The organism is Geodermatophilus obscurus, from assembly GCF_900143215.1.
Lineage (GTDB): Bacteria > Actinomycetota > Actinomycetes > Mycobacteriales > Geodermatophilaceae > Geodermatophilus > Geodermatophilus obscurus_A.
The window spans coordinates 97,372-122,458 of the sequence record NZ_FRDM01000005.1 but is presented as its reverse complement, the minus strand read 5'-3'; the positions used below and the strand labels follow the sequence as shown (position 1 = coordinate 122,458).

22 protein-coding genes and 2 pseudogenes are annotated in these 25,087 nt (G+C 71.8%); 11 read left to right on the top strand and 13 right to left on the bottom strand.

The window, feature by feature from the left end; genetic code table 11:
- Nucleotides 1–28: 28 nt before the first annotated feature.
- The gene (leuS, locus tag BUB17_RS07275) at nt 29–2,917 is read right to left on the bottom strand and encodes a leucine--tRNA ligase (protein WP_072915645.1); all 2,889 of its coding nucleotides are present in this window, start codon (nt 2,915–2,917) and stop codon (nt 29–31) included.
- 238 nt (nt 2,918–3,155) lie between these two features.
- On the opposite strand from leuS, the gene BUB17_RS07270 reads away from it, so the two are divergent.
- Nucleotides 3,156–5,438, top strand: coding sequence for a putative bifunctional diguanylate cyclase/phosphodiesterase (locus tag BUB17_RS07270; protein ID WP_141242940.1), 2,283 nt, complete (start codon nt 3,156–3,158; stop codon nt 5,436–5,438).
- An 8-nt stretch (nt 5,439–5,446) separates the two neighbouring features.
- On the opposite strand, the gene BUB17_RS27730 is transcribed toward BUB17_RS07270, so the two are convergent.
- On the bottom strand, nt 5,447–5,569 hold the full coding sequence (locus BUB17_RS27730) for a hypothetical protein (RefSeq protein WP_244277010.1): 123 nt from the start codon (nt 5,567–5,569) through the stop codon (nt 5,447–5,449).
- A gap of 337 nt (nt 5,570–5,906) precedes the next feature.
- Here BUB17_RS27730 and BUB17_RS07260 point away from each other — a divergent pair, with 337 nt between their 5' ends.
- The 3 genes from BUB17_RS07260 to BUB17_RS07250 all read left to right on the top strand — a co-directional run bounded on the left by BUB17_RS07260 (nt 5,907) and on the right by BUB17_RS07250 (nt 9,175).
- Entirely contained in the window at nt 5,907–7,106 is a 1,200-nt protein-coding gene (locus BUB17_RS07260; protein WP_072915643.1) for a hypothetical protein, read from the top strand.
- A gap of 94 nt (nt 7,107–7,200) precedes the next feature.
- Nucleotides 7,201–8,175 (top strand): lipoyl synthase, encoded by a 975-nt coding sequence (lipA, locus tag BUB17_RS07255; RefSeq protein ID WP_072915640.1) that lies wholly within the window; start codon nt 7,201–7,203, stop codon nt 8,173–8,175.
- A 157-nt stretch (nt 8,176–8,332) separates the two neighbouring features.
- Nucleotides 8,333–9,175 (top strand): DUF4191 domain-containing protein, encoded by an 843-nt coding sequence (locus BUB17_RS07250; protein ID WP_175561311.1) that lies wholly within the window; start codon nt 8,333–8,335, stop codon nt 9,173–9,175.
- Between the two features lie 51 nt (nt 9,176–9,226).
- Here the strand turns inward: BUB17_RS07250 and BUB17_RS07245 are convergent, their stop codons facing one another.
- Nucleotides 9,227–9,646, bottom strand: coding sequence for an RDD family protein (locus tag BUB17_RS07245; RefSeq protein ID WP_072915637.1), 420 nt, complete (start codon nt 9,644–9,646; stop codon nt 9,227–9,229).
- A 166-nt stretch (nt 9,647–9,812) separates the two neighbouring features.
- Here BUB17_RS07245 and glnA point away from each other — a divergent pair, with 166 nt between their 5' ends.
- Complete coding sequence (gene glnA / locus BUB17_RS07240) at nt 9,813–11,246, top strand: type I glutamate--ammonia ligase (protein WP_072915634.1); 1,434 nt, start codon at nt 9,813–9,815, stop codon at nt 11,244–11,246.
- A gap of 26 nt (nt 11,247–11,272) precedes the next feature.
- Here glnA and BUB17_RS07235 read toward each other — a convergent pair whose 3' ends face one another.
- The 5 genes and pseudogenes from BUB17_RS07235 to BUB17_RS07215 all read right to left on the bottom strand — a co-directional run.
- A complete protein-coding gene (locus tag BUB17_RS07235) occupies nt 11,273–12,421 on the bottom strand; it encodes a site-specific integrase (RefSeq protein WP_072915632.1) in 1,149 nt (382 codons plus the stop codon).
- A 57-nt stretch (nt 12,422–12,478) separates the two neighbouring features.
- The gene (locus BUB17_RS07230) at nt 12,479–12,793 is read right to left on the bottom strand and encodes a hypothetical protein (protein WP_072915629.1); all 315 of its coding nucleotides are present in this window, start codon (nt 12,791–12,793) and stop codon (nt 12,479–12,481) included.
- Nucleotides 12,790–13,065 (bottom strand): hypothetical protein, encoded by a 276-nt coding sequence (locus BUB17_RS07225; protein WP_141242939.1) that lies wholly within the window; start codon nt 13,063–13,065, stop codon nt 12,790–12,792. The genes BUB17_RS07230 and BUB17_RS07225 overlap by 4 nt, the downstream gene beginning before the upstream one ends.
- Nucleotides 13,066–13,076: 11 nt before the next feature.
- Nucleotides 13,077–13,310, bottom strand: coding sequence for a helix-turn-helix domain-containing protein (locus BUB17_RS07220; RefSeq protein WP_072915987.1), 234 nt, complete (start codon nt 13,308–13,310; stop codon nt 13,077–13,079).
- 186 nt (nt 13,311–13,496) lie between these two features.
- Nucleotides 13,497–14,894: pseudogene (locus BUB17_RS07215) on the bottom strand (TrwC relaxase); the annotation flags it as partial.
- 697 nt (nt 14,895–15,591) lie between these two features.
- Here BUB17_RS07215 and BUB17_RS07210 point away from each other — a divergent pair.
- The 3 genes from BUB17_RS07210 to BUB17_RS07200 all read left to right on the top strand — a co-directional run bounded on the left by BUB17_RS07210 (nt 15,592) and on the right by BUB17_RS07200 (nt 17,445).
- On the top strand, nt 15,592–16,428 hold the full coding sequence (locus BUB17_RS07210; RefSeq protein WP_208983333.1) for a helix-turn-helix domain-containing protein: 837 nt from the start codon (nt 15,592–15,594) through the stop codon (nt 16,426–16,428).
- A 62-nt stretch (nt 16,429–16,490) separates the two neighbouring features.
- On the top strand, nt 16,491–17,072 hold the full coding sequence (locus BUB17_RS07205; RefSeq protein ID WP_072915623.1) for a dihydrofolate reductase family protein: 582 nt from the start codon (nt 16,491–16,493) through the stop codon (nt 17,070–17,072).
- Between the two features lie 49 nt (nt 17,073–17,121).
- Entirely contained in the window at nt 17,122–17,445 is a 324-nt protein-coding gene (locus BUB17_RS07200) for a DUF1330 domain-containing protein (RefSeq protein ID WP_072915620.1), read from the top strand.
- A 739-nt stretch (nt 17,446–18,184) separates the two neighbouring features.
- Here BUB17_RS07200 and BUB17_RS07190 read toward each other — a convergent pair.
- The 4 genes from BUB17_RS07190 to BUB17_RS07175 all read right to left on the bottom strand — a co-directional run bounded on the left by BUB17_RS07190 (nt 18,185) and on the right by BUB17_RS07175 (nt 21,604).
- Entirely contained in the window at nt 18,185–19,156 is a 972-nt protein-coding gene (locus BUB17_RS07190; protein ID WP_072915616.1) for a hypothetical protein, read from the bottom strand.
- A gap of 278 nt (nt 19,157–19,434) precedes the next feature.
- A complete protein-coding gene (locus BUB17_RS07185) occupies nt 19,435–20,160 on the bottom strand; it encodes a hypothetical protein (protein WP_072915614.1) in 726 nt (241 codons plus the stop codon).
- A 232-nt stretch (nt 20,161–20,392) separates the two neighbouring features.
- Complete coding sequence (locus tag BUB17_RS07180; RefSeq protein ID WP_432416380.1) at nt 20,393–21,037, bottom strand: ABC transporter ATP-binding protein; 645 nt, start codon at nt 21,035–21,037, stop codon at nt 20,393–20,395.
- Between the two features lie 117 nt (nt 21,038–21,154).
- On the bottom strand, nt 21,155–21,604 hold the full coding sequence (locus BUB17_RS07175) for a DUF6326 family protein (RefSeq protein ID WP_244277008.1): 450 nt from the start codon (nt 21,602–21,604) through the stop codon (nt 21,155–21,157).
- 311 nt (nt 21,605–21,915) lie between these two features.
- Between BUB17_RS07175 and BUB17_RS07170 the strand changes: the two genes are divergently transcribed.
- Both BUB17_RS07170 and BUB17_RS07165 read left to right on the top strand, forming a co-directional pair.
- A complete protein-coding gene (locus tag BUB17_RS07170; RefSeq protein WP_244277006.1) occupies nt 21,916–22,998 on the top strand; it encodes a sensor histidine kinase in 1,083 nt (360 codons plus the stop codon).
- A complete protein-coding gene (locus BUB17_RS07165; protein WP_072915606.1) occupies nt 22,995–23,648 on the top strand; it encodes a response regulator in 654 nt (217 codons plus the stop codon). The genes BUB17_RS07170 and BUB17_RS07165 overlap by 4 nt, the downstream gene beginning before the upstream one ends.
- Nucleotides 23,649–23,683: 35 nt before the next feature.
- On the opposite strand, the pseudogene BUB17_RS26005 reads toward BUB17_RS07165, so the two are convergent.
- Nucleotides 23,684–23,779, bottom strand: a pseudogene (locus tag BUB17_RS26005) (integrase core domain-containing protein); the annotation flags it as partial.
- 643 nt (nt 23,780–24,422) lie between these two features.
- Here BUB17_RS26005 and BUB17_RS07155 point away from each other — a divergent pair.
- A complete protein-coding gene (locus BUB17_RS07155; protein ID WP_208983332.1) occupies nt 24,423–24,836 on the top strand; it encodes a VOC family protein in 414 nt (137 codons plus the stop codon).
- Nucleotides 24,837–25,087: the final 251 nt, after the last annotated feature.

Here is a 25,087-nt window from a genome sequence, read left to right as displayed (position 1 = left end):
CCGGGCGGGCAGCGGAGGGCCGGCTCGGCTAACCGAGGACGAAGTTGACCAGTCGGCCGGGGACGGCGACGACGCGGCGCACCGTCTTCCCGTCCAGGTGCGCGGCGACCTTCTCGTCGGCCCGGGCCGCGGCCTCCAGGGCGGCGGCGTCGGCGGCGGCCGGCACCGTCACCTGGGCCCGCACCTTGCCGTTGACCTGGACCGCGACCTGCACGGTGTCCTCGACCAGCCAGCGCTCGTCGGCTTCCGGGAACGCGTGCCAGGCCAGCGACTCGCCGTGGCCCAGCCGCGCCCACAGCTCCTCGGCGATGTGCGGGGCCAGCGGCGCGACCAGCAGCACCAGCGGCTCGGCCACCGACCGCGGCACCGCGGAGTCCGCTCCGTAGACCTGGGTCAGGTGGTTGGTCAGCTCGGTGATCCGGGCGATCGCGATGTTGAACCGCAGCGTCGACATCCCGTCCCGGACGCCGGCGATCGCCCGGTGCAGCGCCCGCCGCGTCTCCTCGGCCGGCTGGGTGCCGTCCGCCGCCCGGACCGCGCCGGTCTCCTCGTCGACGACGACCCGCCAGATCCGCTGCAGCAGCCGCTGCGAACCCACGACGGCCTTGGTCTCCCACGGGCGGGACTGCTCCAGCGGGCCGGTCGACATCTCGTAGACGCGGAGCGTGTCGGCGCCGTACGCGCCGATCATCTCGTCGGGCGTCACCATGTTCTTCAGGCTCTTGCCCATCTTCCCGTACTCACGGGTGACCGGCCGGCCCTCGTGGCGGAACTGCCCCTCGCGCTCCTCCACCTCGGCGGCGGGCACGTAGAAGCCGCGCTCGTCGGTGTAGGCGTAGGCGGAGATGTAGCCCTGGTTGACCAGCCGCCGGAACGGCTCCTCGCTGCTGACGTGACCCAGGTCGTGCAGCACCTTGTGCCAGAAGCGGGCGTACAGCAGGTGCAGCACGGCGTGCTCCATGCCGCCGACGTACAGGTCGACTCCCCCGACGTCGCCGGCCTCCCGCGGCCCCAGCCAGTAGCGCTCCAGCTCCGGGTCGACCATCCGCTCGTCGTCGCCCGGGTCCAGGTAGCGCAGGTAGTACCAGCACGAACCGGCCCAGTTGGGCATCGTGTTGGTCTCGCGCCGGTACTTCTTCGGCCCGTCGCCCAGGTCCAGCTCGACCGTCGTCCAGTCGGTGACGCGCGACAGCGGCGGCTCGGGCAGGGAGTCGGCGTCGTCGTCGGCGAACGTCTTGGGCGAGTAGTCGTCGACCTCGGGCAGCAGCACCGGCAGCATCGGGTCCGGGACGGCGACCGGCAGGTCGTCCTCGTCGTAGACGATCGGGAACGGCTCGCCCCAGTAGCGCTGCCGGCTGAACAGCCAGTCGCGCAGCTTGTAGGTGGTCGTCGCCTCGCCGTGACCGTGCTCGACCAGCCAGTCGGTGATCGTCGCGATCGCGATCGCCTTGTCCAGCCCGTTCAGCGAGATCTCGTCGTTCGCCGAGTTGATCATCGGGCCGGCGCCGGTCCAGGCGCCGCCGTCGAAGTCCGCCGGGGGCTGCACCGTGCGGACCACCGGCAGGCCGAAGACCTGCGCGAACTCGAAGTCGCGGGTGTCCTCGCCCGGGACGGCCATGATCGCGCCGGTGCCGTAGCCGGTCAGCACGTAGTCGGCGATGAACACCGGCAGCTCCCGGCCGTTGACCGGGTTGACCGCGGTGACGCCCAGCCAGACGCCGGTCTTCTCCCGCGCCTCGTTCTGCCGGTCCAGCTCCGAGCGGCGGGAGGCCTGCCGCTGGTAGTTCCGCACCGCCTCGACCGGGCTCGCCGCGCCGCGGGTCCACCGCGGGTCGGTGCCGTCCGGCCACGCGGCGGCGGTCAGCGTCTCGACCATCGGGTGCTCGGGCGCCAGCACCACGTAGGTGGCGCCGAACAGCGTGTCGGGCCGGGTGGTGAACACCTCGATGCCCTGGTCCCCGACGGGGAACCGGATCCGCGCACCGGTCGAGCGGCCGATCCAGTTGCGCTGCATCTGCTTCACCGAGTCCGACCAGTCCAGCCGGTCCAGGTCGGCCAGCAATCGCTCGGCGTAGGCGGTGATCCGCATCATCCACTGGGTCAGCGGACGCCGGAACACCGGGAAGTTGCCGCGCTCGGAGCGCCCGTCGGGCGTGACCTCCTCGTTGGACAGCACCGTGCCCAGGCCCGGGCACCAGTTCACCGGTGCCTGGTGCAGGTAGGCCAACCGGTGCGCGTCGACGACCCTCCGCCGCTCCACGTGGTCCAGCTCGGCCCACGGTCGGCCGGTTCCGTTGGTGCCCGGCGCCGGCTCCCGCGTGCCGGCGTCCAGCTCGGCGACCAGCTCCTCGATCCGCCGCGCCCTCCCGGCGTCCTCGTCGAACCAGGACCCGAAGATCTGCAGGAAGATCCACTGGGTCCACTTGTAGTAGCCCGGATCGATCGTGGCGAAGGTGCGGCGCTCGTCGTGGTCGACGCCCAGCCGGCGCAGCTGTCCCTTGATGGCCGTGATGTTGGCCTCGGTGGTGATCCGGGGGTGCTGCCCGGTCTGGACGGCGTACTGCTCGGCGGGCAGGCCGAAGGCGTCGTAGCCCATCGGGTGCAGCACGTTGGCGCCGTCCATGCGACGGAACCGGCTGGTCGCGTCGGTGCCCAGGTAACCCAGCGGGTGGCCGACGTGCAGGCCGGCGCCCGAGGGGTAGGGGAACATGTCCATGACGAAGTACTTCGGCCGGTCGGCGACCCGCTCGAAGCCCGCGCTGAGCCGGCCGGTCGGGTTCGGGGTGTGGAACGTCCCCTCGGCCGCCCACCGGTCCTGCCACGCGAGCTCGATCCGCTGCGCCAGGGCCGGGGTGTAGCGGTGCGGCGGGACGTCCCCCGCCGGCTCGACACTCGGCTGGTCGGCCGTCTGGCTCATCGTCGTGCTCCTGGTCATCGGGGTGCTCGTACCGGCGGCGGACAGCAAAAGACCCCTCACGCAGGAGGGGTCGCCGTGCTGACTGGAGGTCTCAGGTCAGCACGGCCGCGCAAGCAGGAGCCGCCTGGTCACCCCTCGAGCCTACCGCGCGCGGGCTCCCGACCCGACCTCACCCGGACGGGGTGGGCCACCGCGGGCTGGGATGGAGTCCGGGAGGGTGCCGACCGAAGTGGATCGTGTGCGATCGACCGCTCGGGCCACCGCCCTGTCCCGCCGTGCCGTCGCCCTGACGCTGGCGGCTCTGGCGCTCTTCACCACCGGGGTGTGGGGCCGGCCGGACGGCGAAGTCTGGGCGGTCGCCTACGACCTCGTCCTCTACAACGCCGTCTACGTCGGCGCTGCGCTTGTGTGCGCCCTCGCGGCGCTTCGTGCGGCGGGCGACCGGCTGGCCTGGTGGTCGATGACGGTCGCGCTCCTGCTGGGTGTCGCGGGCAACCTCGTCTACTCGTTGGTGGTCGCGCGGATGGCCGAGGAGCCGTTCCCGTCGATCTCCGACGCCTTCTACCTCGGGTTCTACCTGCCGCTCTACGTCACCCTCGTCGGGCTCATCCGGGCCCGCGTCCCACGCTTCCACGCCAGCATGTGGCTCGACGGCGTCGTCGGGGCCCTGGGCGCGGGCGCCGTCGCGGTCGCCGTCCTGCTGGGCCCGGCCCTGGAGGTCACCGAGGGCCACCTCGCCGCGGTGCTGACCAGCCTCGCCTACCCCATCGCCGACGTCGTCCTCCTAGCACTGCTGGTCGGCGTGGGCGCGATCCTGGGGGTGCGCCGCGACCGGACCCTGCTGCTGCTCGGTGCCGGCATCGTGGCCCAGCTGGTCGGTGACATCGTCTTCCTCGACCTGGCCATCGCCGGGGTGTACGTCGAGGGCGGACCCCTGGACCTCACCTGGCTCATCACGATGGCGCTGTTCGCCCTCGCCGGGCACACCAGCGACCCGGACGCCGTCCGGGCATCGGCACGGGCCGGCGCGCAGGCGGGCACGCGGGTCGGCTGGCGCGTCCTGGCGCTGCCGCTGACCTGCAACCTGGCCAGCCTGGTGATCCTCGCCGCCGGCTACGGCGACCGCTTCACCGCCGCGGCCGCCTGGCTGGCGGTCGGCTGCGTCCTCGCCGCGCTGGCCCGCACCGCGATCACCTTCCGGGAGGTCCGTGCCTTCAACGAGGTCCGCGAGCAGGCCCGGACCGACGAGCTGACCGGCCTGCCCAACCGGCGGGCGCTGCTGGACGAGGCCCAGCGGGTGCTGGCCGCGGCCACCGCCCGTCGTCCCGCCGCCCTCCTGCTGCTCGACCTCGACGGCTTCAAGGAGGTCAACGACAGCCTCGGGCACCACGCCGGCGACAGCCTGCTGCGGCAGGTCGGCCCCCGGCTGCGCGACGCCCTCCGGGCCACGGACACGCTCGCCCGGCTGGGCGGCGACGAGTTCGCCGTCCTGCTGCCGAACTCGGCTCTCGACGAGGCCCAGGAGCGGGCCGAGCGGATCCGCGAGCTGCTGCTGCAGCCGTTCACCGTCGAGGGGATCCGGCTGCACGTGGGCGTGAGCATCGGCGTCGCCACGGCCCCCGTCCCCGCGGCGACGGTGCAGGAGCTGCTCCGCTGCGCCGACGTCGCCATGTACGCGGCCAAGTCCAGCCGGGAGGGCGTCCGTGCCTACGTCCCCGACCCACGCGGCGGCACCGGTGACCGCCTGCACACGATGGAGGAGCTGCGGACGGCGTTGGAGGACGGCGGCCAGCTCGCCGTCCACCTGCAGCCGCAGGTCGCCCTCGACGACGGCCGCGTCGTCGGGGCGGAGGCCCTGGTCCGCTGGCACCACCCGACCCGCGGCCTGCTCTCCCCCGCCGAGCTGCTGCCCGCCGCCGAGCAGGCCGGGCTGCTGCGTCCGCTCGCCGACGCCGTGCTGGAGCTGTCCCTCACCGCCGCCGCCCGATGGTGGTGGGACCGCCGCGTGCCCGTGTCGGTGAACCTCTCGGCAGCGGACGTCACCGACCTCGACCTGCCCACCAAGGTCGCCGGGGCCCTGGCACGGCACGGCCTGCCGGCCGCGGCGCTGACCCTGGAGCTGGTCGAGGACACCCTCATGGCCGACCCCGATCGGGGACGAGTCGTCCTCGGTGAGCTGCGGCGGCTCGGTGTCCGGACGTCCATCGACGACTACGGCACCGGGTACAGCTCGCTGGCCTACCTGCGCCACCTGCCGGCCGACGAGCTCAAGCTCGACCGGAGTCTCACCCGGGACGTCGGCCACGACCCGCGGGCCGCGGCGATCGTCCGGCACACCGTGGCGCTCGTCCACGACCTCGGCCTGGCGCTGGTGGCCGAGGGCGTCGAGGACGACGACACGGGCGCCGTCCTCGCGGCCCTGGGGTGCGACACCGCTCAGGGGTACGCGATCGCCCGCCCGATGCCGGTGGAGGCGTTCCTCGAGTGGCTGGACGCGTCCGTCCCGGTACAGCCGCTGTAACGACGCCGTCAGCCCAGCTGCTCGTACCAGCCCGACCCGGGGCCGAGCTCGACCCGGCCGCCGCCCATCTGGTCCACCTGCGCCAACGAGATCGCCGGCGGACCCGGCAGCCGGGACGTCGCCGCCGACATCGGCGTCCCCAGCCGGATGCGGCTGGTCTCGCGTGCGTGCCAGGCCGGCCGGGGTCACCCACGCGTCGGCCGGCCCGGGCAGGCCCTCGCCGCCCATGGCCGGGTGGTGGTCGGCGCGGAGGGAGGCGTCGGGACCGGTCTCCTCGGTCCGCCGCGCGACGGCCAGCAGGTCGTCGTGGGTGGCGCCCTGCTGGGGTCCGGTGGAGATGCGCAGCTGCACCCGACGACGCTGTCCAGACCCTCCCGCGGCCGCCGTCCCGGGGACCGCACCCGGGGTGTGCCGTCCGCGGTGAGCGGGCAGGATGGCCGCCGACACGATCAACCGGAGGTGCATCCCGTGTTCCGCAAGAAGACGCACGGCCAGATCATCGGCGAGGAACTGCAGGAAGGTCTCGCCCACATCGGGACGGCGGTGGCGGAGGCCCGGAAGGCGGCGACGGACCAGCTGGCACCGCGCGTGGAGGCCGCCCGAGAGGCGAGCGGCCCGGCGCTGGACGCCGCCAAGGGCGCGGTCGCGCCCAGGGTCGCCGCCGCGGTGGCCGTCGCCGCACCCGCCGTCGAGGCCGCCCGCGACGCGCTGACCCCGCGGGTGGACGCCGCCCGCGACGCGGCCACCAGGGCCGCTGCCGACCTCGGCCCCCGCGTGGAGGCCGCCCGCGACGCGCTGACCCCCCGGGTCGAGGCCGCCCGTGAGGCCGCCGCGCCGCACCTGGCCGCCGCGGTGACCGCCGCCCAGGCCGCGGCCACCAGGGCTGCCACCGACCTCGGCCCCCGCGTCGAGGCCGCCCGCGAGGCGGCGCAGAGGACGCTGGTGGAGGACCTCGTCCCCAGGGTGGTCGCCGCCCAGGCCGCCACGCTGGCCTACGCCGCCCCCCGGGTGGTCGCCGCCCGCCATGCGGTCACCCCCGTGCTGGAGACCACCCGCGAGTCGCTCACCTCGGGCCTGGGCAGCGCCCGGGACGAACTCGACCTGCGCCGCCTGGAGCTCGCCGCCGCCACCGCCAAGGCCGCGAAGAAGCGCGGCGAGCTGGAGCGGGCGGCGGCGAAGAAGCGCCGGGAACTGGGGAGAAAGGCCGCCAGGGCGGGTAGGGGAGGAAAGCCGAAGGTCGGGATCGAGCCCCGGCCGCGGCGCTGGCCGTGGCTGCTCGCCGTCCTCGGCATCGCCGCCGCCGTGGCGGTGGTGCTGCGCCGCCGCAGCGGCTCCGACGACCTGTGGACCCCCGCCACCACCGGCGACGGGCCCGTGCCGAGCTACCGAGAGGACCCCGTGCCCAGCTCCCCGAGCAACTCCGGCAAGACCGTCTCGACCGCCCAGACCACGGCTGGCGACGCCACGCCGCCGGACACCGACGCCGGCTCGTGGGCGCAGCAGTCCAAGCCCACCGAGAGCCCGGGCTCCGCCACCCCGGGCACCGCCACGGCCAATCCGGACGACCCGGCGCTGGACACCGCCACCGCCTCGCCGAACGACCAGCCGCAGACCGCCTCCGGCGGGATCGGCTCCGACTCCGAGGACCCGCGCAACCCGGCGACCTGACCGCACACCGCCCCTGAGCAGCAACGCCCCTGAGCAGCAACGCCCGCCTCGACCGAGGCGGGCGTTGCCGTATCCGGGGGTACCGTGGTCGATCATGAGCGAGACGGTGGCCCCGACCCCCTCCTCCGACACCCCGCTGGCGCCCTCCGGCCGCAAGCTGCTGCGCCTGGAGGTCCGCAACAGCCAGGTGCCGATCGAGCGCAAGCCGGAGTGGATCAAGACGCGGCTCAAGACCGGCCCGGAGTACACCGAGCTGAAGTCGCTGGTCCGCCGCGAGGGCCTGCACACCGTCTGCGAAGAGGCCGGCTGTCCCAACATCTACGAGTGCTGGGAGGACCGGGAGGCGACCTTCCTCATCGGCGGCGACCAGTGCACCCGGCGGTGCGACTTCTGCCAGATCGACACCGGCAAGCCCGCCGACTTCGACGCCGACGAGCCGCGCCGGGTCGCCGAGAGCGTCGCCACGATGCAGCTGCGGTACGCCACCGTGACCGGCGTCGCGCGGGACGACCTGCCCGACGGCGGCGCCTGGCTCTACGCCGAGACGGTCCGGCAGATCCACGCCGCCGTCCCCGGCTGCGGCGTCGAGCTGCTCATCCCCGACTTCAACGCCGACCCGGCGCAGCTCGCCGAGGTGTTCTCCTCCCGGCCCGAGGTGCTCGCGCACAACGTCGAGACCGTGCCGCGCATCTTCAAGCGGATCCGCCCCGGCTTCCGGTTCGAGCGGTCGCTGGCGGTCCTCACCGCTGCCCGCGAGGCCGGGCTGGTCACCAAGTCCAACCTGATCCTGGGCATGGGCGAGGAGCCGCACGAGGTCGTCGAGACGATGCAGGCCCTCCACGACGCCGGTTGCGACCTGCTCACGATCACCCAGTACCTGCGCCCCTCGCCGCGGCACCACCCCGTCGTCCGCTGGGTCAAGCCCGACGAGTTCGTCGGCTTCCAGCAGACGGCGGAGGACATCGGCTTCCCCGGCGTGCTCGCCGGGCCGCTGGTCCGCAGCTCCTACCGGGCCGGCCGGCTGTACCAGCAGGCCGTCGAGGCGCGCGGGCTGACCCGCTCGATCTGAGGACGTCGCGGCCGGTCCACCGGGGCCGGCCGCCGGTCCTCCCGCAGGCAGAAGGAGCTCGCCCCTCGCCGCCTTCGCAGGCTCGGGCCGAGCCGCTGGGCGAGGCCGGCCCGCGAGCTGTGGGGGGCAGAGCGGGTTCTGTCTCTATCCTGGGGACATGGCACGCAGCAGGCCCACCGACTCCCCCGCGCCCGCCGGCACCGGCAAGGCCGCCACCGGTCCCGGCTCCCGATTCCGCCGACGGGGCGGATCGACCGGGGCCACGGCCTCCGGCCGGGGTGCGGGGAAGGTCGGCAAGGACGGCCGGCCCAAGGTCGGCCGGCTGAAGAAGGTCGGCAACCAGGCCCGCATGATCAAGCAGGCCTACTCGCTGACCCGCAAGAACGACCCCAAGCTGCCCTGGGTCATGCTGATCGCCTTCGTCGCGGTGGCCGCCGTCATCGAGCTGATCGCCATCCTCTTCGGGGCGCCGTTCCTCTTCCTGCCCATCGCGATCCTCTTCGGCGCGCTGGCCGCGATGATCGTCTTCGGCCGCCGCGCGCAGGGCTCGGCCTACCGCCAGGTGGAGGGTCAGCCCGGCGCCGCGGCGTGGGTGCTCGAGGGCATGCGCGGCGACTGGCAGGTCTCCTCCGGCGTCGCCGGCACCACGCAGCTGGACGCCGTGCACCGGGTGCTCGGCCGTCCCGGCGTCATCCTGGTCGGCGAGGGCTCGCCCTCCCGGGTCCGCCCCCTGCTGGCCCAAGAGAAGAAGCGCATCGCCCGCATCGCCGGTGACGCCCCGATCTACGACCTCCTCGTCGGCGACGAGGAGGGTCAGGTGCCGCTGCGCAAGCTCAGCGCGCACGTGATGAAGCTGCCCCGCAACCTCTCCGGCGGCGAGCTCAACGCCCTGCGCAAGCGGGTCGCCGCGCTCGGCGGGGCGCGGCTGCCGGTCCCCGGCGGCCCGATGCCCGGCGGCCGTCAGATGACGGTCAGCCAGCGCCAGGTGCGCCGGCGGTAGGACGACGCGACGAGAGCCCCCGTGCCGGCCGGCACGGGGGCTCTCGTGCGTTCAGCCCCGGACGACGGCGGTGTCGGTCAGCCGTTCGTGCAGCCCGCGCCCGTCGGCGTCCACCACGAGGGCGGGCACCAGCAGCATCAGCAGGCCCGTGCGGACGACGGCCCGCCACAGGGCCAGCCGTTGCCCGGGCCGCGGATGGGCCAGCCGCAGCCCGAGCAGCCGCATGCCCGGCGTCTGCCCGAAGACGACCAGGGTGACCACGGCGATCAGCCCGAACGACAGCAGGCTCCAGTTGCCGGGTAGCGAGGGGGCGGTGAACAGGCCCGCGACCAGCGCCGCGGCGATCGCGTCGAGGGAGAAGGCACCGACCCGGCTGGTGAAGGTGGCCAGCGAACCGGGACCGCCGGAGGGCAGTCCCAGTGCGGCGCCACGCGGGCGCTCCTGAGAGGGTGGCTGCGCGTCCCCGACCATGAGCCCAAGCCTAGGAGGCGCCCGCAGAACGCCCGTCCGGCCGACGGGCAACGGGCCGGCGACACGCCGGAAGCCGTTGTTACCGCGCGGAAACACCTGAGACACCCGGGGGCAACCGCCCGCTCGTAGGTTCGCCATCGGCTGTCCGCCCCAACCCGGAGGATCGATGTTCACCAGTCCCGACGAGGTCGCCGCCTACATCCGCGACAACGACGTCGAGTACGTCGACGTCCGCTTCTGCGACCTGCCCGGCGTCATGCAGCACTTCACGATCCCGGCATCCACCTTCGGGGAAGACACGTTCTCCGAGGGCCTCGGCTTCGACGGGTCCTCGATCCGGGGGTTCCAGGCGATCAACGAGTCCGACATGCTGCTGCTGCCGGACGCCAACAGCGCCTTCCTCGACCCGTTCCGCCGGCACAAGACGCTGAACGTCAACTTCTTCATCCACGACCCGATCACGCGCGAGGCCTACAGCCGCGATCCGCGCAACGTGGCGAAGAAGGCCGAGGCGTACCTCGCCTCCAGCGGCATCGCCGACACCGCCTACTTCGGCGCCGAGGCGGAGTTCTACGTCTTCGACTCGATCCGGCACGGCACCGGCATCAACGAGGGCTACTACCACATCGACGCGGTCGAGGGCTCGTGGAACTCGGGTGCCCTGACCGGCGAGAACGGCGGCCCGAACCTGGGCTACAAGACCCGGCCCAAGGGCGGCTACTTCCCGGTCGAGCCCTACGACCACCAGAGCGACCTGCGCTCGACGATGATGACCAACCTGACCGAGGCGGGCCTGGAGCTCGAGCGCGGGCACCACGAGGTCGGCACCGGCGGCCAGGCCGAGATCAACTACAAGTTCGACACGCTGCTCCGCTCGGCCGACAGCCTGATGCTGTTCAAGTACATCGTCAAGAACACCGCCTGGGCCGAGGGCAAGAGCGTCACGTTCATGCCCAAGCCGCTGTTCGGTGACAACGGTTCCGGCATGCACTGCCACCAGAGCCTCTGGAAGGACGGCGAGCCGCTGTTCCACGCCGAGACCGGCTACGCGGGTCTGTCCGACATGGCACGGCACTACATCGGTGGACTGCTCGCCCATGCGCCGTCCCTGCTGGCCTTCACCAACCCGACGGTGAACAGCTACCACCGGCTGGTGCCGGGCTACGAGGCGCCGATCAACCTGGTCTACTCGGCCCGCAACCGCTCGGCGTGCACCCGCATCCCGATCTCCGGTGACAGCCCCAAGGCCAAGCGCATCGAGTTCCGGGTGCCCGACCCGTCGGCCAACCCCTACCTCGCCTTCTCGGCGATGCTGATGGCCGGCCTGGACGGCGTGAAGAACAAGATCGAGCCGCCGGCCCCGGTGGACAAGGACCTCTACGAGCTGCCGCCCGAGGAGGCCCTGGGCATCGAGAAGGTGCCGGCCTCGCTGGACGCCGTCCTCGACCGGCTCGAGACCGACCACGAGTACCTCATCGACGGCGGGGTGTTCACCCCCGACCTGATCGAGACGTGGATCGAGTACAAGCGGGAGAACGAGATCGACCCCATCCGGCTGCGCCCGCACCCGCACGAGTTCGCGATGTACTACGACATCTAGGTCTCACACCGCGCTGACCTGCAGGTTTACTGCGAAGAGGCGCTGTCAGTCCCCAACGAGTCTCCAGCACGGGCCGCCAGGACCGCACCGACGGCGGCCCGTGCTGACTCGTCGCTGTCCGGCCAGGGATGCCCGTAGGTGTCGAGCGTCGTCTTGGCGCTGCCGTGCCGGAGCCGGTGCTGCACGACCTTGACGCCCAGGCCGCTGCCGATCAGCAGCGACGCCAGGTAGTGCCGCAGGTCGTGGAACCGGAACGCCTCGGGCAGCCCGGCGACCTTCGGCCGGGCCGAGCGGACGGCCCGCTCGATCGCCCACGTCGAGGTCTGCCGGCCGGTGCCATCGGTAACCACGTGGTCCCCACCCCACCGCGCCACCGCAGCCGACAGTTGCAGGGCCAGCTCCTGCGGGATGGGCAGCGGCGTCCGCGACGTCTCGCTCTTGAGCGGGTCCGCGTCGCCCTGCTGCACCGGCCGGACGACGCCGCGCATGAAGTCGACGTCCCAGACCCGCAGCCCCACCGCCTCGGCGGTCCGCAGTCCGACGAAGGCCCCGAGCAGGATCGCCGGGCGCAGGTGCTCGGCGACGGTGTCGTGCAGCGCCCACACCTGCTCGGTCGTGGCGACGTAGGGGCGCTGACCGCCTGTGCCTGGTGAGGTGCGCCGCGAACAGGGATTGCGCGCCAGCAGCCCGTCGTGCACGGCGTCGCGCATGACCTGCGACAGGCGCGAGTGCAGCGCATAGACGTAGCTGTCGGCCAGGCCGCCGGCCTTGAGCTCCACCGTCCACGTCAGCACCGCTGACGGCCGCACCGCCGAGAGCGGCATCGGACCGAACGCGGCCGCGATCTGGGCGATGTGGACCTGCGCCTGCCGCACGGTCCGGGGGCGACGGGTGGCGTAGCCGGCCAGCCAGGTCTCGCACCACTGGGCGACCGTGGTCCGGGCGGTCTTCGGGTCGACATAGGTCCCGGTGACCTGGCTGGTCGTGACCTCGTCGAGCCATCGCTGCGCCTTCGACTTCTCCTTATCGGGAAAGGCGCGGGTGACCTTCTTGCCCGCGGCGTCCTTGAAGCGCGCCCGGTAGCGCATCCCCTGCCCGTAGCGGGCGCTCCGCACGCGTTTCCCCGTCGCCGGGTCGGTGACGTACCACCGATCCTGGATGCTGCGAAAGGCCACGAGCCTCTCCTGTCTGTGGCGCAGGCACAGGGCGGTTGTCGTTCTGCGTGAGGAGTTCTAGGGCTCCGTGGCGACTCGGGCCTCGAGTGCCTCGCGAGCGAGCTGGGAGACGGTCTTGCCCTCTCGGGCGGCGACCTGGGCTGCGCGGTCGCGGACACCGGGAGTGACGCGGAAGGCGATGCGCGGTGAGGCGGCGGCTTCTCCGGTGAGGGAGGGCCGGCCGCCGCGGCGGCGGACCTCGTCGACGATCTCGGCGGCGCGCTGCTCGGTCAGCCGGGTTCCGTCGGCCAACCGGACGTCCTCGGCGTCGAGGTCGACGTCCGGGCCGATCGGCGAGTCGGGGGTGACAGCGGGCCGGTGCTCGTCGTTCATGAGCGGTCTCCTCGGAGCTGGGTCGGCATGACGTGGATGACCAGCAGGTAGGACTGCCCGCCGTCGGCCGGGTGCACCTCGAGGGCGATGATCTCCAGTTCCCGCCCCCGTTCGTCGGGTCCGACGTACAGCCAGGCGTCGGCACCGCTGGTCGTGGTGACCGCGGTCGCCTCGGCGGTGGCCAGCACGTGCCGGGCGGAGGCCCGGCCGATGCGGTGCTTGCGCGCCGACTGGGTGAACCGGATCTCCAAAGGACCAGTATTGTCGGACACAACAATCCTCGTCAAGACCGGCCGGCGCTGTCCGCATCATGCCGGGCGTCGATCCATGCACGCAGATCGTCGCGGCGGTAGAGGACGCGGCGGCCGAGCCGGAAGGAGTGCGGGCCGGTGCCCAGGTGGCGCCAGTACCGCAGGGTGGCGACCGGGGTGCGCAGCAGTTGGGCAGCTTCGCCGATGGTGAGCAGCACGGACGTGGGCGCGGCGGTGTGGTGGCGGCCGGGGATCTGGTCGGGCATGGCGGCCTCCGAGGGCTCGGCGGGCATGGGTCGGTTGCCAGCTGTAGAAGGCGCGATTTCGCGGCCGTTGGTGACAGCCCACAGCCAACTTCTTCAGTCGACCTCCTGTTTTCCTCCTGTTGCACCCCCCGGGCGCTGCAGTCCCGCTGGGGGGCGGCCGCGGCCCGGTGACGACCAGCCCCTCGCTCACCGCCCCAGGCTCGGGGTGACATCGCGTGCTGGCCGTGGCCCGTGGCGCTCGGGCTCCGGCCGCGAGACTCCCGCCGGGTAGCCGGCCGGGTCCGGCGTGGCGGCCGAGCTCTGCCGGTGCTCGGCGGCGTAGCGGGCGCGCCAGGCGTCGCGGGCGACGTTAAGCCGGTCGGGCGGCTGGCCCAGCAGGGCCGTCTCGGTGGCCAGTCGCGCGATGCGCGCCCGGGCGTCGGCCAGCTCCTGCCGGGCCGTGACGACGTAGCCCTCGAAGGCGGCCAGCGCCCCGGCCGGGTCCGGCGTCCAGGCGGCCGGTCCGAGCGGAGCCAGCCGCTCCCTGCGCCGACGGTGGGCGTCAGTCAGAGCAGCCTGGGCCTGTTCGCCGGCCCGGACGGCGGCCTTGGCGGTGGCGTTGAATGCCCGCCACAGCGCCGACCGGTCGTCGGACCGGTCGGCCACCCGCGCGAGTCGTTCGAAATCGATGGGCAGGTCGGGCAGGTGGGGGCGCCACCGGTCGGCCCAGCCGGCCAGTTGCTCCTTGGCGCGGGCGACGGGGGTGCGCTTGAGCCCCCACCAGCCGGGCCCATCGAGCACCACCTTCGCCGCGGCGCGGGCGGCGCCGCGGTCGTCGTCCCAGGCGGCGAGCAGGCCCTCGTGGATTCGGCCGGCCTCCTCGGTGAAGGTGGCATCGGCGGCCTCGGCCCGCCGCGTCGCCTGCTGGGCGGCCAGGTCCGCCCGCCGATATTCGGCGTCCAGCCGGACCAGCTCACCACCGTGCGCGGCTTCCAGCGCCACGGCCTGGCGCAGGTCGTCGCACCAGGGCTGCAGGACAGCCAGCCGGTCGAGGCTGCGCTGCTCAACCGTCCACGCCTGCTGCAGCTCGGCCAGCACCTGCTCGAGCAGGTGGGGCTGGGCGTAGCGGGCGGCCTGGGCGGCGGCCTGCGTAGCGGCGTGACCGGGGCCGAGGTCGGCGCGGTCGCGGCCGAACACGGCGATCCGCTCGTCGCGCGCCTGATCCAGGTCGGTGGCGACCAGGTGGGCGGTGTTGGCGGTGCGCCCGCGGGTCATCCCCACATAGGCCGCCGCTGCGCCGGTGTGCTCGCCGACCACCAGGTGCGCTGCGGTGACGGTGTCACCTTGCACCCCGTGCGCGGTGCTGGCGTAGGCCAGCTCGACGTGTGAGGTGACGTAGCCGACCGGCAGCACCCGCTCCCCCGCCGGGGTAACACCAGCAGGAGCGGCGTTGGTCGGGGTGACCTCGGCCGGGACGACGGCCAGATCCCTGTCGCAGCCGACGGCGACGACGGTCCAGGTGTCGCGGTTGGCCACGCCGAGGTCGCGGTCGTTGCGCCGGGTGGCGATCCGGTCCCCGACCCCGACCCGCTCCCCTGCCCCGGTCGGCCTCTACGTAGTGGCGGGCCGCCGTCGGCGTGCCGGCGTAGACCTTCATTCCGCCGTGCATTGCCAACGCCTGCCGAAAATGACCAACATGCCACCCCTAGAAACGGCAGCGGGCCCCGCGAAGCGGGGCCCGGACTAACGCTATTGGTAGCATGCGTACCGTTCTGACGTAAAGACCTGCTTGTTAGCGATAAGCGTTGGTTGCTGACGGCTGCGGGCAATCGCAGGCGTCTTTCCATTGGCCATTAACAACAGTCGCTGATCGTAGACAGGATGACGGCTGGCTGGTTCCTCGCGACGATGACGTCCCGCTGTGCCGGTGGCACTGACTCACGGGCGTCTCAGTTCTTCCGCACAGCCGATGGGGTGATGGGCGCCGTACAGCGGATGGACGACGCAGCTCTCCCCGCCATGAGGAGTGTCATGAGGGTGCCCCGGTTGTCCCACCGCTGCGGGACAGGTCACCGGGCGGGTCTCACGGGACGGCCTCCCGTGGACTCGTTCCCGCCTGCGATGTTCCCAGTTAACGTTCGGCTTACGGCATACCCGACCGTGCCGGTAGTCGGTCGCCTACCGGCCGTCCGCGGACGGGTGCCATGGGTCGTCGTGACAGCACCGCCGCGGCAGTTGCCCGTCTGGGATCTGGCTCGTCGGAAGGGTGTGGTCGGAGCGGGGCGTCGGCGATGCTGTGGGCGTGAAGTACGCGTCCAGAGTGCCGCGACCGCCGTTGGATGGGCTGATCGACGACCTCTATTACCTGGAGGGTGCGCCGCCGTACGCCCGGCTGACGCTGCCGCCGCCGTCCGCGTTGCTCATCGTCAACCTCGGGGCGCCGTTTCGCATCCGCGCCGGCACCGACATTCAGACGGCCGAGTACGCCGACGGCTGCGTGGTCACCATGCCCACCTGCGCGTGGGAGTTCGGCTACCCACTCCGGACCCGGTCCGTCGGCGTGCACTTCAAGCCGTGGGGGCTGGCGCCGTTCCTGCCGATGCCCGCGGCCGAGCTGTGTGACCGGCCGGTGACAATGGAGCAGATCTGGGGCCGACCCGCAGTTGCTGAGCTGCGAGACCGGCTGGCCACGGCGGACGGACCGCAGGAGATGTTGACGCTGCTCGAGCAGGAGCTACTGCGCCGGCTGTGCGAGATCGCCGGCCTGCGGCTGGTCCGCCACACGAGCAGCATCATCGCGGCGACCAACGGGGCGGTGGCGATCGGCGACCTGAGCGTGGCAGCCGGTGTCAGCAGCACTCATCTGGCGCAGCGGTTCAAGGACCTCATTGGCGTCACCCCGAAGCGGCTGGCCCGCACCCACCGATTTGCCGCCACCGTCTTCGCGATCGACCCCGCCGGACCGATCGACTGGGCCGACCTCGCCGGTAGAGCAGGCTACTTCGACCAGGCCCACTTCGGCCATGAGTTCCGGGCCTTCACCGGGCTCACGCCGACGCGGTACGTCGAAGTCCGGCGGCGGTTCCTGCGCGAACATCCTGGCCACGTGCTGGACAGCTGGCCGCTGCCGGCCGATTGATTCCTTACAAGAGCGACAGCCCACCAATCGTTAATCTGAGGGCCCCAAGCATAGGAGAGCCCGTGGGCAAGGTGGTCATGTACGCCTCGGTGTCGGTGGACGGCTTCATCGCCGACGAGCACGATCAGCCCGGACCGCTGTTCGACTGGTTGACCAGCGGTGACGTCCCGTTGGACGACAGCGGCGCGTTGAAGGTGTCGCAGACGTCTCACGCCTACACCCGGCCGTACTGGGACCAGATCGGAGTCACGATCGCCGGCCGCCACGTCTTCGACATCACGGACGGCTGGGACGGGAAGCCTCCGAGCGGGATCGACCACGTAGTCGTCGTGACCCACCGGCCGATGCCCGAGGGCTGGGACCCAGCGGCGCCATTTCACTTTGTCGACGGCGTTGAGGCAGCCGTGACCAAGGCGCAGGAGCTCGCGGGTGACCGCACAGTCGAGGTCGCCGCCGGCGACGTCGGTGGCCAGGTGCTTGCCGCGGGGCTGATCGACGAGGTGCGCATGGACGTCGTACCCGTTGTGTTCGGGTCCGGCAAGCGCTACTTCGGGTCGGTCCACGCGCAGCACTTGTTGGAGGACCCCGACGCGGTGCTTCAGGGCAACCGGGTGCTCCATCTGCGCTATCGGATGCGCCGTTGACCGATCCGCTTACGGCACAAGCCGCCCCAAGCACACTTACCGTCGCTGCATGAGCGCGCAGACCCGACTGACCTTGGTCATGGTGGCGGACGTCGCGCGCGAAGGCGTCGAGACATTCCAGCGGTACGAAGCCGCCGTGCTCCCCCTGCTTGAGCGGCACGACGGTCGCCTGGAACGACGCCTGCGCACGGCAGATGGACAGGCCGAGGTACACATCGTCTCCTTCGGTTCCCGGGCCGGGTACGACGCCTACATCGCTGATCCAGAGCGCGCAGATCACCGCACCTTGCTGGAAGGCGTCGCGCTCACTCAGCGGCTGTTGGAGGTGATCGACGTCGGCGAGTCGCGCTCGTACTCATCGAGCATCCCCTGACGCCCCGGCAGTCGAACCGGTATCGGACGCCACGGACGTCCTTGACCACCACGCCAAGTCATGACCGCAAGGGGATCCCCTGCGAGACACCGGCGGCTGGCTGCGCTGGCCCATAGGACGTCGCCGTAGCGGGTTCCTCTTGCGATACCAAGCGCCGGCTCAAGCTGCAGGCTCGGGACCGCGTCGAGGCGGTGCTCCGGGCCCGCGAGTCGGGACGGTAGGGACGGTCAGCGGACGGGGCGCGCGCCGGCCAGGTCGCAGGCTGCGGCTGCGGCTGCGGTGTCGGCGTCCAGTCGCTCGGCGATGGCCTCGTTGAAGCAGTTCCTCGCGGAGTCCGCGGGGCGCCGAGGGCCTCGGCGATCTGCTCCCAGCTCGCGGCGCCGGGCCGGGCCGCGCGGCTGCCGATCAGCTGGCTGTTGTGAGCCTTCCGGGAGACCACCTCTCGCCCAGGGTGAGCAGCTCGAGCGCCTCTTAGGTGTCCAGCGAGGTGTCGCGGAACGATGCCCAGCCGTTCTCGTCGTCGTCACTGACCGTGTTGAGGGTGGTGTTGCCGTTGTCGCGGCGACTGAGCAAGTCAAGCGGGTGGTGGCAGTGGGAAGCGAGACCTCCGCTGCTAGGGCCTCGGGTGATGCTCATGGTCGGAGCCTTCCCCGCACGGCGCTACGGAACGGGCCCGCGGACGCACGGAGGGCCCACGCCCCGACGAGCGGGGCGTGGACCCTCCAAGTGTTCTGCGGGATCAGGCGTCGACGCCCACGGCCTCCTTGGCCAGCGAGGCGAGCTGGGTCTGCGCGGCGCTGACCACGTTCGCCCGGCTCTTGCCGGTCTCCTCGTAGCGGATGATCACGCGGAGGTCGTGCGACTCCTGGAGGCCCTTGATGGCCTTCACGGCGTCGCCGACCGAGAGCTGGTCGAAGTTCTTGATCGGCAGCTCGTCGGCGGAGACATCACCGAGCTCCTCGCGGGCGGTCCGGGCGGCCTTGGCGGCGTCCTTGTTGCCCTCGCGGCGGGCGATCTGCTCGGCGCGACGCAGCGAGGCGCTGCGGCCGGCGGTGAGCGTCTCGCGGACGGCGTCGGTGAGCTGCGCGGCGCGGTCGGTGACGGCGGAGAACCGGTCGGAGGTCTCCTCACCGGCGTGCTTGACGGTGTCCACGGCGTTGTTGACCCTGTTCGCCCAGAAGCGGGCCGGGGCGTTGACCGCGCGGGCCACGCCGCCGGCGACCTTCTGGACCGGGGTCGCGACGAGCGCGGCGGGGCCACCGAGGGCCTCCTCGGCGAGCACGACGGTCAGCCACTCGACGGTTGCCTGGTGGGCGCCGATGAGCTTCTCGGCCAGCCGGCGCACCTGGGTCTCCTCGGCCTGCTCGGCGAGGACCTTGACGTAGGTGGCGCGGTCGAGCAGCTGGTGCTCGAGTGACAGGTCGCTCAGCAGCGCCTCCTCGACGGGAGCCGCCTGCTCGAAGGTGGCCTTCAGCGTCGCGGAGAGCCGGCCGAGGGCCGGGGTGACGACGTCCGGGACACCGCCGAGAGAACGGAGGGCCTCGGTGATCTCGATGGTGCGCGCCGCGGCGTTGTCGGCGTTCTGCGTGAGCTCGCGGCGGACGGCGTCGGTCCGGGCCTGCGAGATGCGGGTGCGCGCAACCTGCTCCTCGGTCTTGGTGAGGAGCACGAGGGCGCGAAGCTGGTTAACGATCTTGTTGTTGTTGGCCATGTGTTCACTGTGCCCTCAGGACCCGGGTGCTAACTGTTGCAAGCGCATTGCTAGCAGTGAGCCCTGTCACGCCCACTCGGCTGACGTAGCCCCCGTTGCTCCGCCGCTCCCCCAAACCGACCGTCGCCCTGATCGGGTGCCGCCAGCCGGTCCCCGACCGACGTGCCCCCTCCCAAGGGATCCCCTGCGGGACACCGGCGGCCGATTGGTGAACGGCGCGAACGTCGCCGTAGTCGGTTCCGGTGACGCAGCCTGACCCAGGCGGGCCGGCCGAGGGCTCATTCCTGTCGGGTCGCCGCCCGGCGCCAGCTCCAGACTGCAGCGGTGAGCAGGAAGGCGAGCCCTAGCAGCCCGCTGGCTGTGGTGGCGAGCATCGCGGTGTTGGAGAAGCCGCCGAGGGCCAGCGCGAGGCCGTTGGCCGCGGCCGCGGCTGCGGTGGCGAGGGCCAGGCCGCCCAGCCCCCGGCTCCGCGCGGGGGCGGTGAGCAGAGCGACGCCGAGGCTGAGGAAGGCCGCGGCGAGCACCAGCGCGAGCAGGGCGTCAAGCCCGATCTCGACCTGACGAACGGCCAGGGTCGCCGCGAACAGTGTCGGGCGGTCGTCCGAGGCGCTGGACCAGAGATCCACCATGGCCTTGAGCGCCACGCCGTCGACCGCCTGGAGGACGGCCGCGGTGGCGAAGCCCGCTGTGGCGCACACCGCAGTCACCCGGGCCCAGGCCGCTCCCCCGGGTCCGGCCACCGCCCGGGCCAGCAGGACCATCGCCAGCGTCATGCTGGCTACGCCGCCGAACTGCAGCAGGTGGGCGGTGACCCACCCCGCGCGGCCGTCGGCCGCATACTCGGAGAAGGCGGCGGCCGGCACCCCAGGGTTAGCGTCCGCCGGATGCAGCGAAGTCCCGACCCCGAGCAGCCCGGCACCGAGAAGCGCGAGGACGGCGGTGAGGCGATAGGGCTGACCGGAGATCTGCGTCGCCGGTGGGGCGGTGGTGGCGGCACGGGTCATGACGACTCCTGGTGAGGGTGGGCGGACTGGCTCGGTGCGGTATTCGGCGGAGCATCGGGTCGAGGCCGGGAGTGGGGTCGGTGGCCCTAGGCGGGGATGCTGGGCGACCCCGCAAGCAGAGGGTTTCGGTCGGGCTCAGTGCCCGGGTTCGGTCATCAGCGAGCCGTTGCCACGGTCGTCAGCGGTGTCGCTGGGAGACGTTCGAGGCCGCGCGTACGGGCAGCGCGGCTCCTCAGTCGGGTACGAGGGGTGACGCGTTCGCGTGGCCGCCGAAGGACGAACCGTCTTCCTCTCCTCGCACCTGATGAGCGAGATGTCCCAGACCGCCGACCGTCTCCTGGTGATCGGCCGAGGTCGCAAGGGCACGCACGAGCTGGCGGACCCACTGCACGCCCTCGGGGTCGAGCCCGTTGACCGGCTCGTCGAGGATGAGCGTCCCGGGGTCGCCTAGGAGGGCGGCGGCGATGCCCAGGCGCTGGCCCATGCCGAGGGAGAACCCTCCGACGCGCTTCGTCGCTACCCCGGCCAGGCCGGTCATCTCGATGACCTCGCTGACCCGGGAGACCTTGATGTTGTGGGTGGCGGCCATGGAGCGCAGGGGTGAGCGGGCGCTGCGGCCGGGGTGCACGGCGCTTGCCTCCAGCGGGGCGCCGACCTCGCGTAGCGGGGCACGGTGCTGCCGGTAGGGCTTGCCGTTGACGGTGACGGTGCCCGACGTCGGCCGGTCCAGTCCCATGATCATGCGCATGGTCGTGGACTTGCCGGCGCCGTTCGGGCCGAGGAACCCCGTGACGGTCCCGGGCGCGATCGTGAAGCTGAGGGAGTGCACGGCGGTGGTGTCGCCGTAGCGCTTGGTGAGCTCGTGCGCCTCGATCATGACCGGGACCGTTCTGGGGGATGGGGTGGGACGGAGTGCTCAACAGCGAACGCTGAGACAGGTGACCGTGCCCGCGGGTGGGGCGAGCGAAGGATGGTCGGGCCCTGGGGCGGGCAGTCACGCCTGCTGCGGCGTGCGGAGTGGCTCGCTGTCGAGGCTGGCTGCCAGGGTCGCCGGCGATGCGGTGCGGCGTGGCCAGGTCCAGGCGTACCGCAAAATGAGGGCGAGAAGGATCACTTCCAGTACGACGCCAAGGCCGTAGAAGTACGTCCAGGACTCGCCCAGCACGTTGAATGCCGCGTAGGGGACCTGTACCGAAGCCACGATGAGGTTCGTGATGCGGTTCGCCCGGGCGGGCAGCGTCATCGACAGCACGACCATGAGGATCGGGATCGCCATGAGCGCGAGGAAGGTGGTCAACAGCGTCTGGCTGACGTCGAACTCCCAGACCTTGCCGGCGAGGATGTCATCGATGACGCCTGGCTTGAAGAAGGCGATAATGTCCACGTAGGCGTACAGGAACATGACGCTGGTCCATGCTGCTGCGAGTTTGGCCTGCACGGGCATGCGCCGATCTTCCAGCGCGCTGCGCGATGCCGGATTCTCTCGTGCGGTGTGGGATTGAGGCGTTCTCATCACAATGCTCCTTGGCTTGATCGGGTGGGGGCATCCACCTTCACGGATGCTGGCGGCGGACACATCAGCCCCGGAGCCTGATTCGACCTGGCCGTTGGCACAGCCGAGTTCTTGTACCTTCGGCCGATACCCCGAGCACGCGGGCTGCCTAGGCTGATCAGATGGCCACCAATGCACTCCACGCGCTGTGGGCCGAACCTCGACCCACGAATGCCCCGGACCGGGGGCCGCGGGACTGGGCCTTGGTCGCAGCACTGGTCTGCTGGTCCCTGGTGGAAGTGGTGCTTCGCCAGGCCGCCTGGACGTCGGCGAACCTGGCGCCGCGCCCGCTGCTGCTGCTCTATGTGCTCGCGGTCCTCGGCCCCCTGCTGTGGCGACGCACGCACCCGCTCGTCGCGGTTGCGGTCTCCTTCGGCACGTTGACGATCCTCGACATCGTCAGAATCCTCACCGGGTCGCAAGGCGCTCTGCTGTCCAGCATGTCCGCGGCGCTGATCCTGGCCTACGCCCTGTTCCGGTGGGGCTCCGGTCGGGAAGCCGCAAGCGGCCTCGGCGTCATCCTGCTCTGGCTGCCCATCACCCACGTAGCCGACCACATGAGCCTGTCGGAGGCGGTCGCAGGGTACGGGTTCTTCCTGTTCGCCGCCGCGCTCGGCGCCGCGATCCGCTATCGGACGAAGATCCGCATCCGCGACATCGACCACGCCAAGGCCCGCGAACGCGAACAGCTCGCTCGTGAACTCCACGACACCGTCGCCCACCACGTCTCCGGCATCGCCATCCAGGCCCAAGCAGGACGTGCCATCGCGGCCTCCCAGCCCGAGCGTGCCATCGAGGCCCTGGCCGTCATCGAGGACGCAGCGACCCGCACCCTCACCGAGCTGCGCGCCATCGTCGGCGTGCTCCGCGCCTCACAGGACACCGAGTTCGCGCCGCAGCCCGGCGTGGCCGAGGTCGAGCAGCTCGCCACCGATGGCCAGGCGCGTCCCTGCGTCGAGGTGACGCTCTCCGGCGAGTTCGACGACCTCAGCCCGGCGGTCGGGGCCGCGATCTACCGCCTGGCCCAGGAGTCCATCACCAACGCTCGACGGCACGCCCGCCACGCGACCCAGGTCACCGTCGCCGTCACAGGCGACGCCGACCGGGTACGGCTGACCATCGACGACGACGGCTCCGCCGCTGGCGGCCGCGCCCCAGCGGGCTACGGACTGGTGGGCATGCGGGAACGCGCCTCACTGCTCGGCGGCACCTTCCACGCAGGCCCCGCCGCCGAGCGGGGCTGGCGGGTGGAGGCGGTCCTGCCCCGAACCGGGACGCCACGATGAGCATCAGGGTCCTCATCGCCGACGACCAGCCCATCGTGCGCACCGGGCTGACGATGCTGCTCGACGCCCAACCCGACATCGAAGTGGTCGGCGCGGCCGCCGACGGGCGCGAGGCAGTCCGCCTGGCGCTCCAGCTGCGCCCCGACGTCGGCCTGTTCGACATCCGAATGCCGCTGATGGACGGCATCGAGGCCACCCGACGCCTCGCCGGCCCCGACGTCACCGACCCCCTGCCGATCGTGGTCATCACCACCTTCGACCTCGACGAGTACGTCCACGGGGCGCTCAAAGCCGGCGCCCGCGGGTTCCTGCTCAAGGACGCCGGACCCGCCCTGCTGACCCAGGCCATCCACGCCGCCGCCGACGGAGACGCACTGATCGCACCGAGCGTGACTGTCCGACTGCTCGCAGCGTTCGCCCACGCACAGACCTCACCACCGAGGCAGCCGACAGAACCGCTCACCGCCCGCGAGGAGGAAGTCCTCGTGCCTGTGGCCCAAGGCCGCACCAACAATGAGATCGCCAGCGAGCTCTACATCACCCCAAGCACCGTCAAAGCCCACCTCGCCAGCCTCATGCGAAAGCTCCACGCCCGGAACCGCGTAGAGATCGCCATGTGGGCGTACGAAACAGGTCGCATCAAGAATTGACGGCGCGCACGAACCGGTCCCTGCGGCCCACTCGGCTAGATGTACTGACCGGGGAGGTTGGTGCATCGGGTGATGGGTGGGAGGTTGCCGAGGGCGGTGTGGGGCCGGTGGTGGTTGTAGTGGTGCAGCCAGCCTGACGGAGCGGCCCGCCGTCCACACTCCCCTGCGCTTCCCACAACCCGCCCGATCCGGCTGGCGCTGGTCGAGGGAAGGGTCGGCCGCAGGCCGATCCCGAAGGGGCGCGAAGCGCCCTTCCCGCGACCGAGACAGCCGGCACGCTGATCGGGTGGGACGCGCGTCGCCGATACCGCGGGCGTGCCGACGTGGGAGCCGGATTCCGTTCCGCAGCCATGGGTCAAGGCAGCCAACCGCGCACCGCGCCGTCACCGGGGAGCCTGCCGCCAGTCCCCATCCAGTCCCCATCCAGTCCCCAAGACGCTCAGCCCGGACCATCCTCGGCCGATGCTGGCCAACACAAGAGTGTAGGTCAACCGCGATATCCATTGACAGCCGCGGGTGACCAATCACGCGGGGCGAGTTCGCGATGTACTACGACATCTGAGTCCCCAGAGGGGCCTGACCGGGCAGAGCCCAGGTCGGGCCCCTCTCGCGTCTCAGTCGTGTCCCAGTCCGTTCGCTCGCAGGGCTGCTCACTCGGCAGCTCAGCCACCTCCTCGGCCTCCGGCCGCCCGCTCGACGGACCGTCTGACCGACGCCCACGGGAAGTGACCCCCGGTGGGCGTGGGTGATGGCGGCCGGAACGGAGTGGCTCCGATGAACCCTGCGCTCCCCGCTCGTCTACCTTTCATGACCACGCAGGCACCCACGCTCACGGGGATCTCGACCGTCGCCATCGCAGTGTCGGATCAGGACGCCACGAAGCGGCTCTTCGAGGAACTCGGTTTCGAGACCCGCTTCGACGGGGACGTCGATGTCGACTTCCGCTGGATCGGCATGGCTCCACCTGGTGGAGGCACCACGCTGAGCGTGATCGCGACGACCGACGCACTGCCCACCGGCATCGACACCGGCATCCGCTTCATCACCCCCGATGCTCGTGCGGCGCATGCCCGCCTCGTCGACCTCGGACTGAGGGTCGGTGACCTCCTCGACTGGCCCACAGCACCGTTGATGTTCGAGTTCTGGGACCTCGACGGGAACACCATGTACGTGGCCGAAGCCGAGTGAGCGCTCAAGGGTGCGCCGGCGAGGCGCACCACATGATCAACACCGTCGACAGCCGATCAGGGTCGACGGTCTCGGGAAGGTCTGCGATGTACCACGACATCTGACCTGCGCGGCCCTCTTCCTCCCCGCGAGGACGGGGGCCGGGGTGCGTCCGCGATCCGAGGCGGCCCGGCCGCCCGGCAGCGACCCCCGGTACCGTGCAGTTCGATGTGTCAATCTCCAGGACGAGGTCGTCCGGGACGATCCGAGTC

What these genes read in the sequence shown, in the direction of transcription:
- BUB17_RS07250 (WP_175561311.1), top strand. Translation starts at nt 8,333, where the DNA reads ATGGCACGCAGCAGGCCCACCGACTCCCCCGCGCCCGCCGGCACCGGC.
- glnA (WP_072915634.1), top strand. Translation starts at nt 9,813, where the DNA reads ATGTTCACCAGTCCCGACGAGGTCGCCGCCTACATCCGCGACAACGAC.
- BUB17_RS07245 (WP_072915637.1), bottom strand. Translation starts at nt 9,646, where the DNA reads ATGGTCGGGGACGCGCAGCCACCCTCTCAGGAGCGCCCGCGTGGCGCC.
- BUB17_RS07155 (WP_208983332.1), top strand. Translation starts at nt 24,423, where the DNA reads ATGAACCCTGCGCTCCCCGCTCGTCTACCTTTCATGACCACGCAGGCA.
- BUB17_RS07200 (WP_072915620.1), top strand. Translation starts at nt 17,122, where the DNA reads ATGAGCGCGCAGACCCGACTGACCTTGGTCATGGTGGCGGACGTCGCG.
- BUB17_RS07230 (WP_072915629.1), bottom strand. Translation starts at nt 12,793, where the DNA reads ATGAACGACGAGCACCGGCCCGCTGTCACCCCCGACTCGCCGATCGGC.
- BUB17_RS07165 (WP_072915606.1), top strand. Translation starts at nt 22,995, where the DNA reads ATGAGCATCAGGGTCCTCATCGCCGACGACCAGCCCATCGTGCGCACC.
- BUB17_RS07190 (WP_072915616.1), bottom strand. Translation starts at nt 19,156, where the DNA reads ATGGCCAACAACAACAAGATCGTTAACCAGCTTCGCGCCCTCGTGCTC.
- BUB17_RS27730 (WP_244277010.1), bottom strand. Translation starts at nt 5,569, where the DNA reads ATGTCGGCGGCGACGTCCCGGCTGCCGGGTCCGCCGGCGATCTCGTTG.
- lipA (WP_072915640.1), top strand. Translation starts at nt 7,201, where the DNA reads ATGAGCGAGACGGTGGCCCCGACCCCCTCCTCCGACACCCCGCTGGCG.
- BUB17_RS07185 (WP_072915614.1), bottom strand. Translation starts at nt 20,160, where the DNA reads ATGACCCGTGCCGCCACCACCGCCCCACCGGCGACGCAGATCTCCGGT.
- BUB17_RS07180 (WP_432416380.1), bottom strand. Translation starts at nt 21,037, where the DNA reads ATGATCGAGGCGCACGAGCTCACCAAGCGCTACGGCGACACCACCGCC.
- leuS (WP_072915645.1), bottom strand. Translation starts at nt 2,917, where the DNA reads ATGAGCCAGACGGCCGACCAGCCGAGTGTCGAGCCGGCGGGGGACGTC.
- BUB17_RS07175 (WP_244277008.1), bottom strand. Translation starts at nt 21,604, where the DNA reads ATGCCCGTGCAGGCCAAACTCGCAGCAGCATGGACCAGCGTCATGTTC.
- BUB17_RS07220 (WP_072915987.1), bottom strand. Translation starts at nt 13,310, where the DNA reads ATGCCCGACCAGATCCCCGGCCGCCACCACACCGCCGCGCCCACGTCC.